Consider the following 14507-nt stretch of genomic DNA (forward strand, 5'->3'; position numbering starts at 1 on the left):
TACCGTCAATAAGAAGGAAACAAATGTCGTTGGCGATGTTGTCAGATTGATGGTAGATTGTGGGTACGAGTTTTGCGGAAATGTGGCATTAATACAGGAGAACAAGCCGGTTTTGTCTTGCACACCTATAAACCAGGTGTAGAGGAGATAGATGATCATTATCGTGGCAACATAAAAACAAGCAGCATGTGTTTTGGATTTTAGAGGGTTCTAAATAAGGGGCTCTTATTTTGTACTCTCATGAGGGTTTAGATACAAAAGAGAGGTACTAGTGGTTAATCTTTAGCCATTTAAGAAATCGTTATACTCTAAATGCAATCAATGTTTACAACAGGGGATATTGCAAGGAGCAGACGATGAATCAAACAGCGTTACACAAAGCGGGTACTTTTTTAGGGCTTTTGTTAGTCTTGGCTAATCTTGCTTGGGGGAGTTGCAGTACACAATATGGTGATTTTGTGATCAAGCAAGCAAAGAGTTTTGCAAAAAAAATCGCTACTGGCGATCCAGACGATATACTATGGAGTCCACAATTTGTAGTGGAGAGAAGCCAAGCGCTCATAGGTAAAACCCTTTATTGTGGGGTTGTGGTGCGTGGTTACAGAGCAGGGTATTATAATGATGACGGGCGTATAGCTCGGATAGGTGTGGATTTTGCATGTTTTGGATTTGCCAAAGATTCTAAATAGTATCCGGGTTCTTGTTTGATGTTACATTCAGATTTTGATTTATCAGAAATCAATATGGAGTTTAAAAAAGAGGCCTTTATTCTACACTTTCGTGAAGATTATTGGACGGGAGGAAAATCTATTGATTAGCTGACCTTTATTTTTGAGCCCTCTAAAGATCGCTATTCTTTAAAAGCACTCAACAGTCAAATCAATAAAGATCCTATAGACTCTGTTTATCGCCAAAAGCCAGATGGCAAGGAAATTTTTATGGATGCAATGAAGCCACATATTGTAAATGATTTGATAGAACTTTGCGCTCAAAGAGGATCTTGCAAGGAGTAAAAACAATGTTACATAGAATAAATCTTTCTTTAGGACTCTTGTTGCTTTTAGTACATTTTTGTTTAGGAGAGCAAAATAAATCTGAACCAACTGAATTTGAACCCCCACGCGTTGTTAAGTTACTCAGGAATCAATATGAGGACTTTGATACTAAAAAGTTAAAACTTAATCTTAAGAAAAGAACACCAGAAGAGGAGACAGAAGAGGGTTTTCCTTTTGATGTCTTTGAGGAGAATAAGGCTCATGTGGGTAAAACCCTTTATCGTGGTTTTGTCTTGCACACCTATAAACCAGGTGTAGAGGAGATAGATGATCATTATCGTGGCAACATAAAAACAAGCAGCATGTGTTTTGGATTTTAGAGGGTTCTAAATGGCATAAGGGTTTTTGTTTGGATCTTAACCCTGTGGCCACCTTTTCACAAATCAGCTTAAATTTTAAAGAAAATGTGTTTATTTTGCGCATCAATGAATGGGCTGTTGAATGCGATTGGGAGCATAGAAGTTTAGATATTTTAATCTTTAAACCAGTTGGAGATCGTTATATCTTGCAAGCATACAGCCGTGTTAATGATACAGCTAATGATATTGATCCTTTTTATCGCCAAAAGCGAGATGGCAAGCAAATTTTCATGGATCAAATTGACAATGATGTATTACAGGGTTTAGAGAATCGCTGCTATAAAAAGCGTTATTGCCAAACATATGAGGAGAAAAATGGGATTAATTAGAATAAGCGCTACTTTAGGGCTTTTGTTGTTTTTAACCAATCTTGCTTGGGGGGTAGAGTGCATGGATATTAAAACCGATCTTCAAGAACAAACTCAGGCATTTGTAAAAACACTCATAACCCCACAAAGCCATATAGATCCAAGCTCTGGACTCCAAGCTGCCTATGTGCTAGAGACGCATAAAGCCCATATAGACGAAAATCTGTATTGTGCTTTGATAGCACGCCTTTATGCAGCAAACATAGAAAAAGTAGAATTTGAAGAGGAAAGGGGTGCGCCCTTTTCTAGGGGGGTTGTTAGTGTACGCGCCATGTGCTTTAGAGTGATTAAAGAATCTAAAAAGGGTTTGCAAACAGCATTTAAGGGATTTTGTCTAAACCTTGAGTCTGAATCTACCCAATCACAAATATTGCCCTTAAAGACAATGTAGCTATCTTAGAAACTATGGGCGTGCAAAGAGAGGCTAGTTTAGACCTCATTACAAAAATTAGAAACTTTTGTGTTTAAAGAGCTACATAATCGCTACCTCTTGTTAGACTACAGCATGAAAATAACAGGAGAACATATTGCAAAATCAGATGTAATGATCAACCCTATTTATCGCCAGAAGCGAGATGGCAAGCAAATTTTTATGGACAAAATCAATAATTCAGTCTTAGAGGATTTAAAGGGTGCTTGTGCTGATAAGAAATTTTGTAAATTTAGTGATGATGATTAAATGGATAAGGCTTGGGTTTTTGTTGCTTTTTCTTAAAAGCCGCTATTTAACCTTTTGTGCTAACATGGAAGGCCAAAACTTTTAAGGAGGATTTAAGCATGACAGAAAATGCACAAAGAACCCAAAGTCTTAATAATAACCCTAACTTGAGTAAAAAAGATGTACAGGTTGTTGAAAGGATTTTAAGTAAAAACGATCTAAAAGCTTTGGAGATGAAAAAGCGTTACCAAGTTGATGGGCTATATGTACTTAATTTTATGAGTTCACCCGGGAGTGGTAAAACCACACTTTTAGAAAATTTAGCAGAATTTGAGGATTTTAAATTCTGCGTCATTGAGGGGGATTTACAGACTAATAGAGATGCCAATCGCCTATTAAAAAAGAATGTACAAGCCCAGCAAATCACCACCGGCGAAGCCTGCCATTTAGAGGCAAGTATGCTAGAGGGAGCGTATGATATTTTAAAAGAAAAGGGCGCGCTTAAAGAAAGTAATTATCTGATTATTGAAAATGTAGGCAATTTAGTTTGCCCTTCTAGCTATAATTTAGGCGCAGCTATGAATATTGTTTTACTCTCCACACCTGAGGGTGATGATAAAGTACTCAAATACCCTAGCATGTTTTTATGCGCCGATGCGGTGGTGGTGAGCAAGGCTGATTTAATGGAGGTTTTTAATTTTAGACTCTCTCAAGTCCAAGAGGATATGGCTAAACTCAAACCCAATACCCCTATTTTTACACTCAGCAGTAAAGATAAAAATAGTTTAGAGGTCTTTAAAGACTTTCTAACAGAGCAACGCGCTAAAAATTACCAATCTGCCCATGTGTTCTAATGTGTTTGGCTATTCCTTCTAAAGTCATTGCCCTTAAAGACAATGTAGCTATCTTAGAAACTATGGGCGTGCAAAGAGAGGCTAGTTTAGACCTCATGGAAGAAGAGGTAAAGGTGGGGGATTTTGTGCTTTTACATATTGGCTTTGTGGTGAGTAAAATTGATACCGCCGATGCGCTTGAATCGCTAAAGCTTTATGCGCAAATGATAGCCAATATGGGCGATGATGCTTAATTTTATAGATGCCTTTAGAGATAAAGATACAATCTTAGCCTTAATTGGTAAAATCAAAACACAGGCTAAAAAACTTAACACGCCGCTTAAAATCATGGAGGTGTGTGGGGGGCATACCCATACTTTAATGCGCTATGGGCTTTTATCCTTGCTTAAAGAGACAAATTTAGAATTTGTTCATGGCCCAGGCTGCCCGGTATGTGTGATGCCAAAATTACGCATTGATCAAGCCATCGCTCTAGCAAATATGCCCCAAACTATTTTAATCACCCTAGCAGATATGATGCGTGTCCCAGGTAGCCAAGCAAGTTTACAACAAGTTAGAGCGCAGGGACAAGATGTGCGTTTTGTTTACTCTCCCTTGCAAGTTTTAGAAATTGCTAAGCAAAATCCACAAAAAAATGTCGTGTATGTGGCTATTGGATTTGAAACCACGACTCCGATGAGTGCTAGTTTACTCTTGCAGGCTAGGAAGCAAGGCTTAAAAAATCTCTTTGTGCATAATAACCATGTTCTTGTACCTCCTAGCGTGGCAGCTGTTTTAGAAAATACTTCTATTGATGCTTTAATCGCTCCCTCCCATGTAAGTGTGATCACAGGGGCTAAAATTTATCAACCCTTATTAGAGCGCTTTAATATCCCTATTGTAGTGGCTGGATTTGAACCGGTGGATATGCTAGAGGGTATTTTGTGGATAGTTAGACAAGTACTCAATAAACAAGTCAAATTAGAAATCCAGTATAGCCGTGTGGTGGATATGCAGGGTAATTTAAAAGCACAGCGCTTAATCCAAGAGACCATGCAAGTGCGCTCTAGTTTTGAGTGGCGCGGGCTAGGCCAAATTGCTTTTTCAGCGATGCAGATTAATTCTAGTTATGCGAGCCTTGATGTAGAACTTGTTTTTAAAGAGGTATTGCCCACGACTTCTAATCAAGATCATAAATATTGTTTATGTGGGCAGATTTTAAAGGGTCAAGCCAAACCCATAGATTGTAAACTCTTTAATAAAACCTGCACCCCGGATCACCCAGTAGGCGCGTGCATGGTGAGCTCTGAGGGGGCTTGTGCGGCTTATTTTAGATACCTCAGTTAAGCACCTTTTTTACCCACAAGTTTTTGATACTTAGGATTTTTAGGATCCATCGTTACGATACTAAAACTCAAATTATTAATTTCTGTATGAGACTTGATGTAGTCATTGATTTCTTGCAAGGTCAAATGTTTAATGCGATCTAGCATGATTTTCTCATAATCCAGAGGCAAACCTAGATAGAAATCATGAAACTTATTAGTGAGCCGTTTTCCAATCGTCTCATTTGCTAGAGGTTCAGAACCAAGTAAAAATTTCTTAGCCCCGTCTAACTCCTCCTGCGTGATCCCTTTTTCTACAAACTCTTTAATCACCTTTCTAACAAGGGCGATACTCTTTTCTTGGTGTTCTAATTTAGTTTGTAAATACCCTGTGGTGCAATTAATGATGCGAGAGAGTTGGATTCGCATATAAGCGCTGTATGCTAGCCCCTCTTTAACACGGATTGTATCCATTAAGCGCGATCCAAACCCACTAGAACCTAGCACAAAACCCATAACCCTAGCCAAAGGCAACTCTTGAGCTAAATTCTTCATGACAAAAGGAGATCCAAAGTAAATATAAGCCTGTTGGCTATCTTTATAAACTACTTTGGTTTGTGGCTCTTGAGCGGCGCTAAAATAAGGGGTGAAGAAAGGTTTATTAGAAGGCAAAATTTCTAAAATAGGCTTTAGAGATTCTAAAGTCTTATGCACATCTAAGTCGCCACCCATGACAATAATAAGCCGCTCAATATCTAAATCATCTTCTAAGCGCTTTTTAACATCTTCTAAAGAGATGGATTTAATGCTTTTTGGCGTACCAATGGCTGGATTAGCTAGAGGCGTATTAGCAAAAAGAATTTTATTTAACCCTAGCTGGGCTACATAGTCAAAATTACTCTCTCTATTAAGAGCAGCGGCTACCATGCGTTGTTGTACCTTTTCTAAAGCACCGGGGGTAAGATTTGGTGAGAGCAATAAATCATGTAAATAACCAATGGCTTTATCCTGATACTCTTTTAAAAAACCCAAATCAATGTGCAAAGACTCTAGGCGAATGTCCGCGCTTAAAGTGATAGCAAGCTGTTCAAGTTTTTCAGCAAAGGCCACACTGCCTAATTCTTTCGTACCCTCATTTAATAAATTGGCGCTAAGTTTAGAGAGTCCAAATTTATCTTTATCCATGATATTACCCCCGCCCATGAACATCAATCTAATTGTCCCCATGGGTAATAAATGGTTATCCTCATAGATAACTGGAATTTTAATGCCCTTAACTTCAAAATAGGTAAGCCCCTTACCAACTTGATCTCTTTTGATCACCTGTGCTTGTGTCTGCTTAGTTTCTTGCTGCATGCTTTTTTCCTTCCATATTCCAATTACCACGAGAACCACTACCAATAAGGCTAATAAAACAATATAGCGCCGTTTGATTTTTTTAAGCATGGTAGTACTTTAAAATTTCATAAGCGGTATTGCGTTTAGCAGCCTTGCTCCCAATATCTCCGATGAGATCTACCATCTGCTTTTCATTCAGGCAAAAACTTGTGCCCGCTGCTTTGACCACATTTTCCTCCATCATCACACTCCCTAAATCATTAGCACCAAAAAGAAGGGCTAATTGCCCGATAAAAGCCCCTTGAGTAACCCATGAACTTTGGATATTTTTCACATTGTCTAAAAACAAACGGCTACAGGCTAAAAGCCGCAAATAGCGATTAGAACTAGCCTTTTTAATGTGGGGCATTTCTTTTTGTAAAGGTGTAAAATCCGGCTGAAAACTCCATAAAATAAAGGCCCTAAAACCCCCTGTTTCATCTTGTAAATTGCGCACCCTTTCTAAATGTTCTGCAATGTCTTCATCTGTATCAACCGTGCCAAACATCATAGTTGCCGTGCTTTTAATCCCTAATTTATGCGCCTCTTTATGCACTTCAATCCAGCGATTAGCGCTTAACTTTTTAGGCGCGATTACTGCTCTAACCCGATTGCTTAATATTTCAGCCCCAGCCCCCGGAATAGAGCTAAGCCCGGCCTGTTTTAAACGCATAAGCACTTCTTGCAAAGAAAGTTTAGAGACCTTAGCGATGTAGTCAATTTCTACAGCTGAAAAACCATGAATGGTAATGGTGGGGAATTTTTGTGCGATATGAGAAACTAAATTTTCATAATAGTCTATTTTTAACTTAGGGTGTACCCCCCCTTGAAATAAAATCTGTGTACCTCCAATGGCTAAGAGCTCCTCAATTTTTTGATCAATAGTGGCAAAATCTAGGATATAGGCCTCTGAGTCTTTAAGATCTCTTTTAAACGCACAAAACTTACAATCCACAAAACAAATATTAGTGTAATTGATATTGCGATCTACAATAAAAGTTGTGGTGTTTTCTGGGTGTAATTCTTGCTTTTTGGCTAGGGCCATTTTGCCTAATTCTTTTAGAGGCTTATTTGCTAAAAAATCTAATAATTCTGTACGGCTCAATCGTTGCATCATATTCTCCTAAAAACGCGTTCCCATAGAAAATTCAAAGCGCTGGGTTAAATCGCCTAGATTGGGGTTAAACCACAAACCTTTTTTATCGCTAAATTCATTAAAGAAAGCAATAGGAAAGATCAGCACTAATGGACCCATGGGCGAAATCCATTCAACTTGAATTCCTGTAGAAGCCCGCCAAGTGGCATGTTCAAATCCAGCCCCTACGACTCCATAATCTTTAAACTGCACATCAGTAGAGGGCTGGTTTTGCCAAAAGCCCCCTGTACGGGTAGCGGTTTTAAAAGTCAAAAAGCCCCAGTCAAAAAACCAAGCTAAACGCATTTTGGCCGACTTGAGTAATCCATAGCTTAACTCTACAGAGCCTGTATAAAGCCCATCACCCCCCACCCACATGCCATATGCGGTTTTGGGTGTGATAGAACCATTTCTAAAGCCTCTAATAGTGGTTACGCCCCCTAGATAAAAGACTGAGTTAAGGGGCAAATAATCCTCTTTATTGTAGCGGAAAATATAACCCCCTTGTGTTTTAAAACGGGCAATCAAGTCAATTAAGAGGTATTTTTGTAAATGTTTATAAGCGGCAAATTTACCATAAACTTTAGTGTTGCGCACATTCCCGCCTAAACCATTCCAAGAATTAAGTGGCTCACTTGAGGGCAGACCGGCCATACTTGTGTAGTTAGAAAAAGTAAAGCCATTTTTGGGGAAATAATAATCATCTGTATTATCAAAGCTAGTACTCAATGTAAAAGAGCTTGTAGTAGGCGTACTGTAATTACGATCCCAAAGTCCGCGTAAGGGCTGTCCATTAACCCCGATAATTGGCTGGCCATCTGGGTATGTGATAACGGTTTTATCGCTGCTATAAAACATTTCATACAAGGGGCTACTAAAGCCTAAAATTTTGTTTAAACTAAAGTTATAACCCACATTCATGCTAAAGGTGTTTGTGAGCATGCGCCCCACACTCAAACTAAATCCCCCACCTTGTTGGATATAGTTATAACTAATGAGGTATTCAGCAAAGAGGCTAATAGAGGAGCTATAACGGCTATCAAAGACCCGTGGATTTCTTAAGGTTAAATTCCCAGAGAACATGCGCCCACTCCCGCGAATCCCATAATGCCTATACCCCCCACCAGTAGAAATATTGGCATATAAACTCATGCTTTGACCCGTACCAAAGAGGTTTCTCTCACTCACACTCCCATTAAGCATTAACCCCCCATAACTCCCATACCCTAAACCAAATTGGAGTTGTCCGGTGCGCCCTTCTTCTACATTAACTAACAGATCCATTAACTGGCTATTGATACGCCGTTCCTCAATCTTGACTTTAGAGAAGTAACCCAAACGGCGTAGGGAGTTTTCAGAACTAGCCACCTTAGAAAGACTATATCGTTCTTTGGGGTTTAACCACACCTCGCGGCGAATCACCCGGTCGCTCGTGCGTTGGTTGCCTGAGATGATAATATCATTAATATAGACCATATCCCCCGTTTCAATATGATAAATGATTTTAACAGTGCCATGTTTTTCATCTTTATCTAGATCAGGTTTAACCACTGCAAAAGCATAACCCTGATCGGCAACTTCGCGTTTAAGAGTCTGGGCATCAGCGCGCATGTGCTCAATGTTAAAAATCCCATTTTTACGGACTTTAACAGATCTTAGTAGTTTAGCAATGGGTACAACAGGTTTACTAATTTGAATCTCAACCCCAGAGACGCGGTACTGGATACCTTCTTTAACCTTATAGTAAAGTTTGGCTCTATGGGTACTAAAGTTGGTGTTTAAAAAGGGAGCAGAGACATTGACATCTAAGAAGCCATTGCGCAAATACACATCTTGGATGCGCATAGAATCATATTCCAGATCATTTAAGTGTAATTTACCCGCGTTTAACCCCCACATCCAACCCATAAAATCGCGCTGTTTGTTGGCGCTTAAGGATTCTACTACGCGGGATTTAAGTTGTTTACGCCCCTCATAAGAAGATTTAGTGATGTAAATATTACTCCCACGATTGACATCAAAGATAATGCGATACGCCCCCCCGCCGGCTAGACTCTCTGTGCGCACCTCTACCACGCTTCCATAGTATCCTTGTTGTTCTAAAGCCGTTCTTAGGATATATTTAGCATTTTCTAGTTTTGTTTCATCGTAGGTATCGCCCTTTTTAATCCCCATTTGGGTATAAAGAGTGTCTTTTTCTTTTTCCGTACCATAACCCTTAATCTCAATCCCAGCGATGCGTGGCTTTTCTTTAAAATGGAAAACCAAATGCCCTTTATTAAAGGTGGCATAAACATCTTCAAAATAGCCCTGATTATACAAAGCCAAAACGGCATCATCAATTTTTTTCAGATCTAAAGGGTCATTCTCTTTAATTTTAACAATCTCACTTGCCAGCATATCAGACATATAGGAGAGATCTCTATATTCTATGCTGTCAATTCTCTCCTCTGCATCTAATGGCAAAAAAAACTGGCCAATACAAACCAAAATAACCGTGAAAAACTTTTTGATGCGAACCCTTAAGTATTATTTTTGCTTGTAGTGAGCGCATTATACCAAAAAATAACCTTGAGTAAACAAAAATAAAAAAATATTCACCAGATTTGGATAGGATTGTATAGGCTGTCCCTCTCAACGGGTTTAAAACGCGCATCTTGGATTTGATAAATTAGATCTTCTTTATTAATCCCTCTTTTACTTTTAGCCCCTCCAGCTGATTGAATCATCTCCACCTCAATCGTCCCGTCTAAATCATCAGCCCCAAATTCTTGCGCCACAAGGGCTAAATTAAGCCCCAAAGTTGCCCAATAAGCTTTGATATGTGGGATATTAAATAAAACAATGCGCGCAATGGCGATAGTCTTTAAAATCTCTACCGCGCTAGGACTTTTTTCTACCTTTAAAAAATTATTATCCCGCTGATAAAGCAATGGGATAAAAGCGTTAAACCCACCCTCTTTTGCTTTTACTTTTGCTAAATCGCTTTGTGCCATTTTAAGCCGGTGCATGTGATCAAGGCGGTGTAATTGATTTTCCACATGCCCAAAAAGCATGGTCGCATTGCTCATTTTGCCCAAAGAATGCCAATAACGGTGGATTTCAATCCAACGCTTAGAACTCACCTTACCGCTACAAATGTGTTTTCTAACTGTCTCATCAAAGATTTCTGCCCCGCCCCCGGGCATAGAATCCACCCCCGCCTCTGCCATGTTTTCTAAAACTTGCTCATAGGGCTTATTAAACTTAGTGCTTAAAAAATGCACCTCAGCTGCAGTCATCGCTTTTAAATGCAACCCTGCAAAGTGAGTTTTGATTTTTCTAAACAGATCAAAATACCACTCATAGCTATAATGCGGGTTATGCGCACTCACTACATGCACCTCTTTAATGCCCCGCTTATAAGATTGTTCAATTTGTTCTAAAATCTGCTCATGGCTCATCTCATAAGGATTAGGATTTTTACGGCTGGCCGAAAAGGCGCAAAATTTACAGCTATCTTGGCAAATATTGCTAGGGTTGATGTGGCGGTTGGTGTTAAAATAAACTTGATCTTGGTGTAGTTGTGTGCGGATTGCATGGGCTACTTCTGCTAGAGAATACAGATCATAATCATAGAGTTTAACAAGTTGTGTGGGGCTTAAATCTGCCTGATTAAAAGCTTGTTGTAATAAATCCATTGTTTCCCTTGTGTTTTAATTACCTTTGGCAAAAATCCCACTCGTCTTTAGTGGGTAGAATGAAGCTATTATTTCCACTATTTTGTAGTACAACACTCGCGTACATTCGCTCCCACGGCAGGAAGTGCCGAAAGTTACGCCTTTGGCAGACAGATGTGTGAGACCTGCAAGCGAATGCGTTGGAGCTCAAACTCTGTAAAATCCCTACCATAGGGACACAGAGTGAGAACCAAACTCTCCCTACGGGCAACATCAGCCAAGCAAGCCTAAAAGTCTTTAGCATTTGGGCACTCCACCTACCCTCCGGTTTTATAAAAAGCGCGTTCTGAAACTTGGTTTTGTAGCCCTAGTTGCCATAGGTTTTTCTCAGGCTTGTTATATACAGATTGTTTTAACACTTGGCGCATTTGCTCTGGATTGGCCTGCATGATCGCCTCTTTAGCCTGAACACTATCTTGGTAGTACAAACAAGGAAAAATCGTCCCATCAGCACTCAAGCGGACTTTATTACAGTGTTTGCAAAAATTATCATTGTGCGGGGCGATGATTCCAAAACAATAACCATCTTCTAACGCATAAATCTTAGAAGGGCTTAGCCCCTCTTCTTTGAGTGTAATAGAGGGATATTTTTTTGTAATGGCTTGTAAAATTTGGGTTTCACTCAAACCTTTAAGTTGGCGATTGGCATGGGTGTTTTCCATAAACTCAATATAACGGATTTGGGCGTTTTTTGATCTAGCAAATTCTAAAAGCTCTATAATTTCATCATCATTAATCCCCTGTAAAACAACCATATTAAACTTCAAGCCTAAACCCATTCTCAAGGCCACATTAATGCCTTCTAAAACAGCCTTTAAGCCATCTTTTTGAGAGATTTTGGCCACCCTTTCAGCTTTAAGCGAATCTAAGGAGACATTCACCCGCTCTAAACCGGCCTCTTTTAAATCGCGTGCGTGTGCTTTGAGTAAAAACCCATTTGTAGTAAGCCCTAAGGAGACTTGCGGGTTGTAAGCATGGATTTTTGCAATAAAAGAGGCTAGATCTTTGCGGATTAAAGGTTCGCCACCGGTGATGCGGATTTTTCTAATGCCCTCATCAATGGCCACTTTGAGAAATTCTAACATCTTATCTAGTGGCAATAATTCCTCTCGATCAAAAAAATCCATAGGCGTGGTGGGCATACAATATTGGCATCTAAAATTACATTGTTTGGTAACAGAGACACGCAGATAGTCTATTTGGCGTCCAAAGGTGTCCACTAACATAAAAGCACCTCCAGTTTTTGAGGTAAAATAGCAAAACCACTCCCAATTTGTCCTGAAACCATTTAGGAGGGTGCAAGTTTCAATCTAGCATGTTAGGCTAAAAACATGGAAAATACTTTACCCTCTACTCCAGTAATCAACAAAGGTTCTAAGTCTGAGGCGGGCATGTTAGGCGAGTTTAAGGTTTATAATGTTGATGGTGAGGAAGTGCTAAGCCTTTATAGCATGGAGAACTTCGGAACGCCCACAGATAGCGCTAACCTTGATAAGCCAATTATCCCTCGCCTATATACTTTGCAATGGGCAAATAGTTCTGTTTGTGTCCCACCACTCTACCGCAAAGCCCATAAATTAGGTCTAAACAAGGCTATTTGGCTACATGATCCTAATAATCCTAGATTTGCCGATCGCCGTATTATGATCCATGTTGGCAATAATGCTCTTGATACTCTAGGCTGTATTTTGCTAGGCACTGGCTATAACGAACAAACAGGCCAGATCACTAACTCTACTAAGGCCGTTGAGCAGTTTTATAACTTTTGCGATACGCATGGCATTTCTAATATTGTCCTAGAAGTTAGAGGTTTAAAGTCTAATGCCTAAGTCCAATATTTTTAAAATGCTCTCAATTGGTGTTGTAAGTGTAGGTCTAACTCTCAGTATTGCCCAAAATATCCATTACTTTTTACTCTATAATACCAGTATTGAAGCCCTTACTGCCTGTGCAGTCCAGCCCGATAAAACTTTAACGAATTATCCGGCTAGAATGGATTTGATCGATGCCTTAAGCAATCACCCTAACAACAATACAATCGCTTCTAAAGTGCTAAGTGATTTGATCAAGCAAGCAAAGGCTTATGGGATTACTAAATCCATGTTGATTGATGAGCTTACTAAGAAGCTTGATTAATGGATTTTATTGCTAGCGCGCTCAAGCTCCAACAATACGCCGAACTCTTGCCTATTGGGCTAATTGGCATTGTAGGGGGCACTCTAAATTACTTTAGTAGTGGGAGTAAAGGCCTGAAACACGCGTTTAAGTTTGCCTGTGTGAGTGGCTTTATTAGTCTATGCGTGTTTACCATGCTTAGCGCTACCGATCTGCCATACATGGCCAAAGTCGGATTTAGTGCCAGTGTGGGCTACTTTGGGATTGATAAGGCTATTGAGGTGGTAAAAAATATTCTTAGTATCCGTAAGTAGTCAAGTAGTCTCATGACAAAACAATCTCTTAAATTGCATTCTAAGCCCCGCGTTAACCAATTGCTATACATATATATAGCCTCAGGCCTTCTAGAGCATTCTCATAAGCCAACAAAGGGGAATGTTATAGCAAGTGGGGCGCTCAGGGGTGTAGTATACTTGATAGCCTTAGCTTAGTATATCTTAGTCTAATATACTTAACATACTTTAGCCTATCACTATCAAGTAAACCTTTAAAATTTTGCGTTCAATTCTTAAGGTTATTTTAAGTGCCCTTTTATCCTTTTCTTGTCTTAGGTGTGTTGGTATTAGGTTTAGCTAGCTCTGTAGGCGGTATTATTCACTTGAGCAAACAAAACGCTTTACTTAAGGAACGGGTTTTACATGCCCTAGATCAGGTGCAGGAGCAAAACCGCCAGATTAAAGAATTAGAGTTAAACACAAAAGACTACCTAGAAAAACACCGCCCCAGTAACACTAAAACGATACAACAACGCTATAGTCAAACTAAAACCGCTAAAGAACTCCACACTTGCCAAGAACAATTAACCCATGTAGAAAACTTGCTACAAATTTTTAAAAGCCAAACTGACGCCTTAAAAGTTAACCCTTGAAAAACCCCTAAAATGTGGCCATTATCCCTAAGTTAATACTACTGAAAGGAAAAGTTTATGCCCACACTAGAGGATAAGACAAAGGAGCTTGAAACACTCAAGAATGAAATTAGCCAAGCAGAGGCTAGCCTAGAGGCTGACTTTGCCAAATACGCGGCTGAAAACATGGATGAGAAGCTAGAGCAGTTGTTTTTTGATAACAAAGAACAATTTGTTCAAGAACTCTTGACTATGCAAAACCAGTTTCTCAAAGACAAACTAGGCGATAAGGCAAAACGCGCTAGTGAGCTCCACGAGGAAATTAGCACCGAGCAAACTAAGCAAGAGTTAGAAAACATCAAAGAGCAATTCAAGCAAAATCACCCAGAGGCAAACATGGATGATCTCATTAGATTTTATAATGAGGACTTACCCCCCAAATATCGCAACCAGCTAGACCAACTAGAGGGTTTAAACTTCTTTAACCAGCTCTACGAGCTTTACAAGGCCTTTAGTGGGGAACAAGCCCCAGAGAATGGCGCTAATGAGCAACCAGAAAACCCAGACCCTAACTTACCTAAACGCCTTAATGGCAATGCCACCAGCAGCCCCGATCAAGCCCCTAAAGAACTTGTGATGAATAGATTTTAAGGAGA

At 39.6% G+C, this 14507-nt stretch carries 18 protein-coding genes; 13 read left to right on the forward strand and 5 right to left on the reverse strand.

The features are described from left to right. The first annotated feature begins 356 nt into the window (after nucleotides 1–356). The 8 genes from OO773_RS08980 to hypD all read left to right on the forward strand — a co-directional run bounded on the left by OO773_RS08980 (nucleotide 357) and on the right by hypD (nucleotide 4620). Entirely contained in the window at nucleotides 357–689 is a 333-nt protein-coding gene (locus OO773_RS08980) for a hypothetical protein (protein ID WP_050780217.1), read from the forward strand. 329 nt (nucleotides 690–1018) lie between these two features. Continuing rightward, a complete protein-coding gene (locus OO773_RS08985; RefSeq protein ID WP_040499231.1) occupies nucleotides 1019–1375 on the forward strand; it encodes a hypothetical protein in 357 nt (118 codons plus the stop codon). Next, nucleotides 1360–1743 carry a hypothetical protein gene (locus OO773_RS08990; RefSeq protein ID WP_040499230.1) on the forward strand — a complete coding sequence of 128 codons (384 nt, stop codon included), beginning with the start codon at nucleotides 1360–1362 and terminating at the stop codon, nucleotides 1741–1743. The genes OO773_RS08985 and OO773_RS08990 overlap by 16 nt, the downstream gene beginning before the upstream one ends. Further along, nucleotides 1730–2173 carry a hypothetical protein gene (locus OO773_RS08995; RefSeq protein ID WP_264828552.1) on the forward strand — a complete coding sequence of 148 codons (444 nt, stop codon included), beginning with the start codon at nucleotides 1730–1732 and terminating at the stop codon, nucleotides 2171–2173. Before OO773_RS08990 ends, OO773_RS08995 begins: the two co-directional genes overlap by 14 nt. 114 nt (nucleotides 2174–2287) lie before the next feature. Beyond that, on the forward strand, nucleotides 2288–2461 hold the full coding sequence (locus tag OO773_RS09000) for a hypothetical protein (protein WP_264828553.1): 174 nt from the start codon (nucleotides 2288–2290) through the stop codon (nucleotides 2459–2461). Between the two features lie 98 nt (nucleotides 2462–2559). Continuing rightward, nucleotides 2560–3294, forward strand: a complete 735-nt coding sequence (gene hypB / locus OO773_RS09005; protein WP_006565231.1) for a hydrogenase nickel incorporation protein HypB — start codon at nucleotides 2560–2562, stop codon at nucleotides 3292–3294. Further along, on the forward strand, nucleotides 3294–3527 hold the full coding sequence (locus OO773_RS09010; protein WP_006565230.1) for a HypC/HybG/HupF family hydrogenase formation chaperone: 234 nt from the start codon (nucleotides 3294–3296) through the stop codon (nucleotides 3525–3527). Before hypB ends, OO773_RS09010 begins: the two co-directional genes overlap by 1 nt. Further along, nucleotides 3520–4620 (forward strand): hydrogenase formation protein HypD, encoded by a 1101-nt coding sequence (hypD, locus tag OO773_RS09015; protein WP_104640316.1) that lies wholly within the window; start codon nucleotides 3520–3522, stop codon nucleotides 4618–4620. The genes OO773_RS09010 and hypD overlap by 8 nt, the downstream gene beginning before the upstream one ends. On the opposite strand, the gene OO773_RS09020 is transcribed toward hypD, so the two are convergent. The 5 genes from OO773_RS09020 to moaA form a co-directional block, all read right to left on the reverse strand. After that, nucleotides 4617–5825 carry a M16 family metallopeptidase gene (locus OO773_RS09020; RefSeq protein ID WP_006564400.1) on the reverse strand — a complete coding sequence of 403 codons (1209 nt, stop codon included), beginning with the start codon at nucleotides 5823–5825 and terminating at the stop codon, nucleotides 4617–4619. The two genes, hypD and OO773_RS09020, sit on opposite strands and share 4 nt — an antisense overlap. A 211-nt stretch (nucleotides 5826–6036) precedes the next feature. Then, on the reverse strand, nucleotides 6037–7089 hold the full coding sequence (locus OO773_RS09025; protein WP_006564401.1) for a dehypoxanthine futalosine cyclase: 1053 nt from the start codon (nucleotides 7087–7089) through the stop codon (nucleotides 6037–6039). 9 nt (nucleotides 7090–7098) lie between these two features. Continuing rightward, nucleotides 7099–9519: an outer membrane protein assembly factor BamA gene (bamA, locus tag OO773_RS09030; RefSeq protein WP_231102908.1), complete on the reverse strand. Its 2421-nt coding sequence runs from the start codon at nucleotides 9517–9519 to the stop codon at nucleotides 7099–7101. A gap of 188 nt (nucleotides 9520–9707) precedes the next feature. Then, nucleotides 9708–10790: an aminofutalosine synthase MqnE gene (mqnE, locus tag OO773_RS09035; RefSeq protein ID WP_006564403.1), complete on the reverse strand. Its 1083-nt coding sequence runs from the start codon at nucleotides 10788–10790 to the stop codon at nucleotides 9708–9710. Nucleotides 10791–11086: 296 nt separating this feature from the next. Continuing rightward, on the reverse strand, nucleotides 11087–12055 hold the full coding sequence (gene moaA / locus OO773_RS09040; protein ID WP_178137344.1) for a GTP 3',8-cyclase MoaA: 969 nt from the start codon (nucleotides 12053–12055) through the stop codon (nucleotides 11087–11089). 105 nt (nucleotides 12056–12160) lie between these two features. Here moaA and OO773_RS09045 point away from each other — a divergent pair, with 105 nt between their 5' ends. The 5 genes from OO773_RS09045 to OO773_RS09065 all read left to right on the forward strand — a co-directional run bounded on the left by OO773_RS09045 (nucleotide 12161) and on the right by OO773_RS09065 (nucleotide 14502). Beyond that, entirely contained in the window at nucleotides 12161–12658 is a 498-nt protein-coding gene (locus OO773_RS09045; protein WP_264828554.1) for a DUF5675 family protein, read from the forward strand. Continuing rightward, nucleotides 12651–12965 (forward strand): hypothetical protein, encoded by a 315-nt coding sequence (locus OO773_RS09050; protein ID WP_040499162.1) that lies wholly within the window; start codon nucleotides 12651–12653, stop codon nucleotides 12963–12965. The genes OO773_RS09045 and OO773_RS09050 overlap by 8 nt, the downstream gene beginning before the upstream one ends. Further along, the gene (locus OO773_RS09055; RefSeq protein ID WP_040499161.1) at nucleotides 12965–13258 is read left to right on the forward strand and encodes a phage holin family protein; all 294 of its coding nucleotides are present in this window, start codon (nucleotides 12965–12967) and stop codon (nucleotides 13256–13258) included. Before OO773_RS09050 ends, OO773_RS09055 begins: the two co-directional genes overlap by 1 nt. A 269-nt stretch (nucleotides 13259–13527) precedes the next feature. After that, complete coding sequence (locus OO773_RS09060) at nucleotides 13528–13872, forward strand: hypothetical protein (RefSeq protein ID WP_034377303.1); 345 nt, start codon at nucleotides 13528–13530, stop codon at nucleotides 13870–13872. Nucleotides 13873–13929: 57 nt separating this feature from the next. Then, on the forward strand, nucleotides 13930–14502 hold the full coding sequence (locus OO773_RS09065) for a hypothetical protein (RefSeq protein WP_034377302.1): 573 nt from the start codon (nucleotides 13930–13932) through the stop codon (nucleotides 14500–14502). Nucleotides 14503–14507: the final 5 nt, after the last annotated feature.

This window comes from Helicobacter suis HS1 (assembly GCF_026000295.1).
Classification (GTDB): Bacteria; Campylobacterota; Campylobacteria; order Campylobacterales; family Helicobacteraceae; genus Helicobacter; species Helicobacter suis.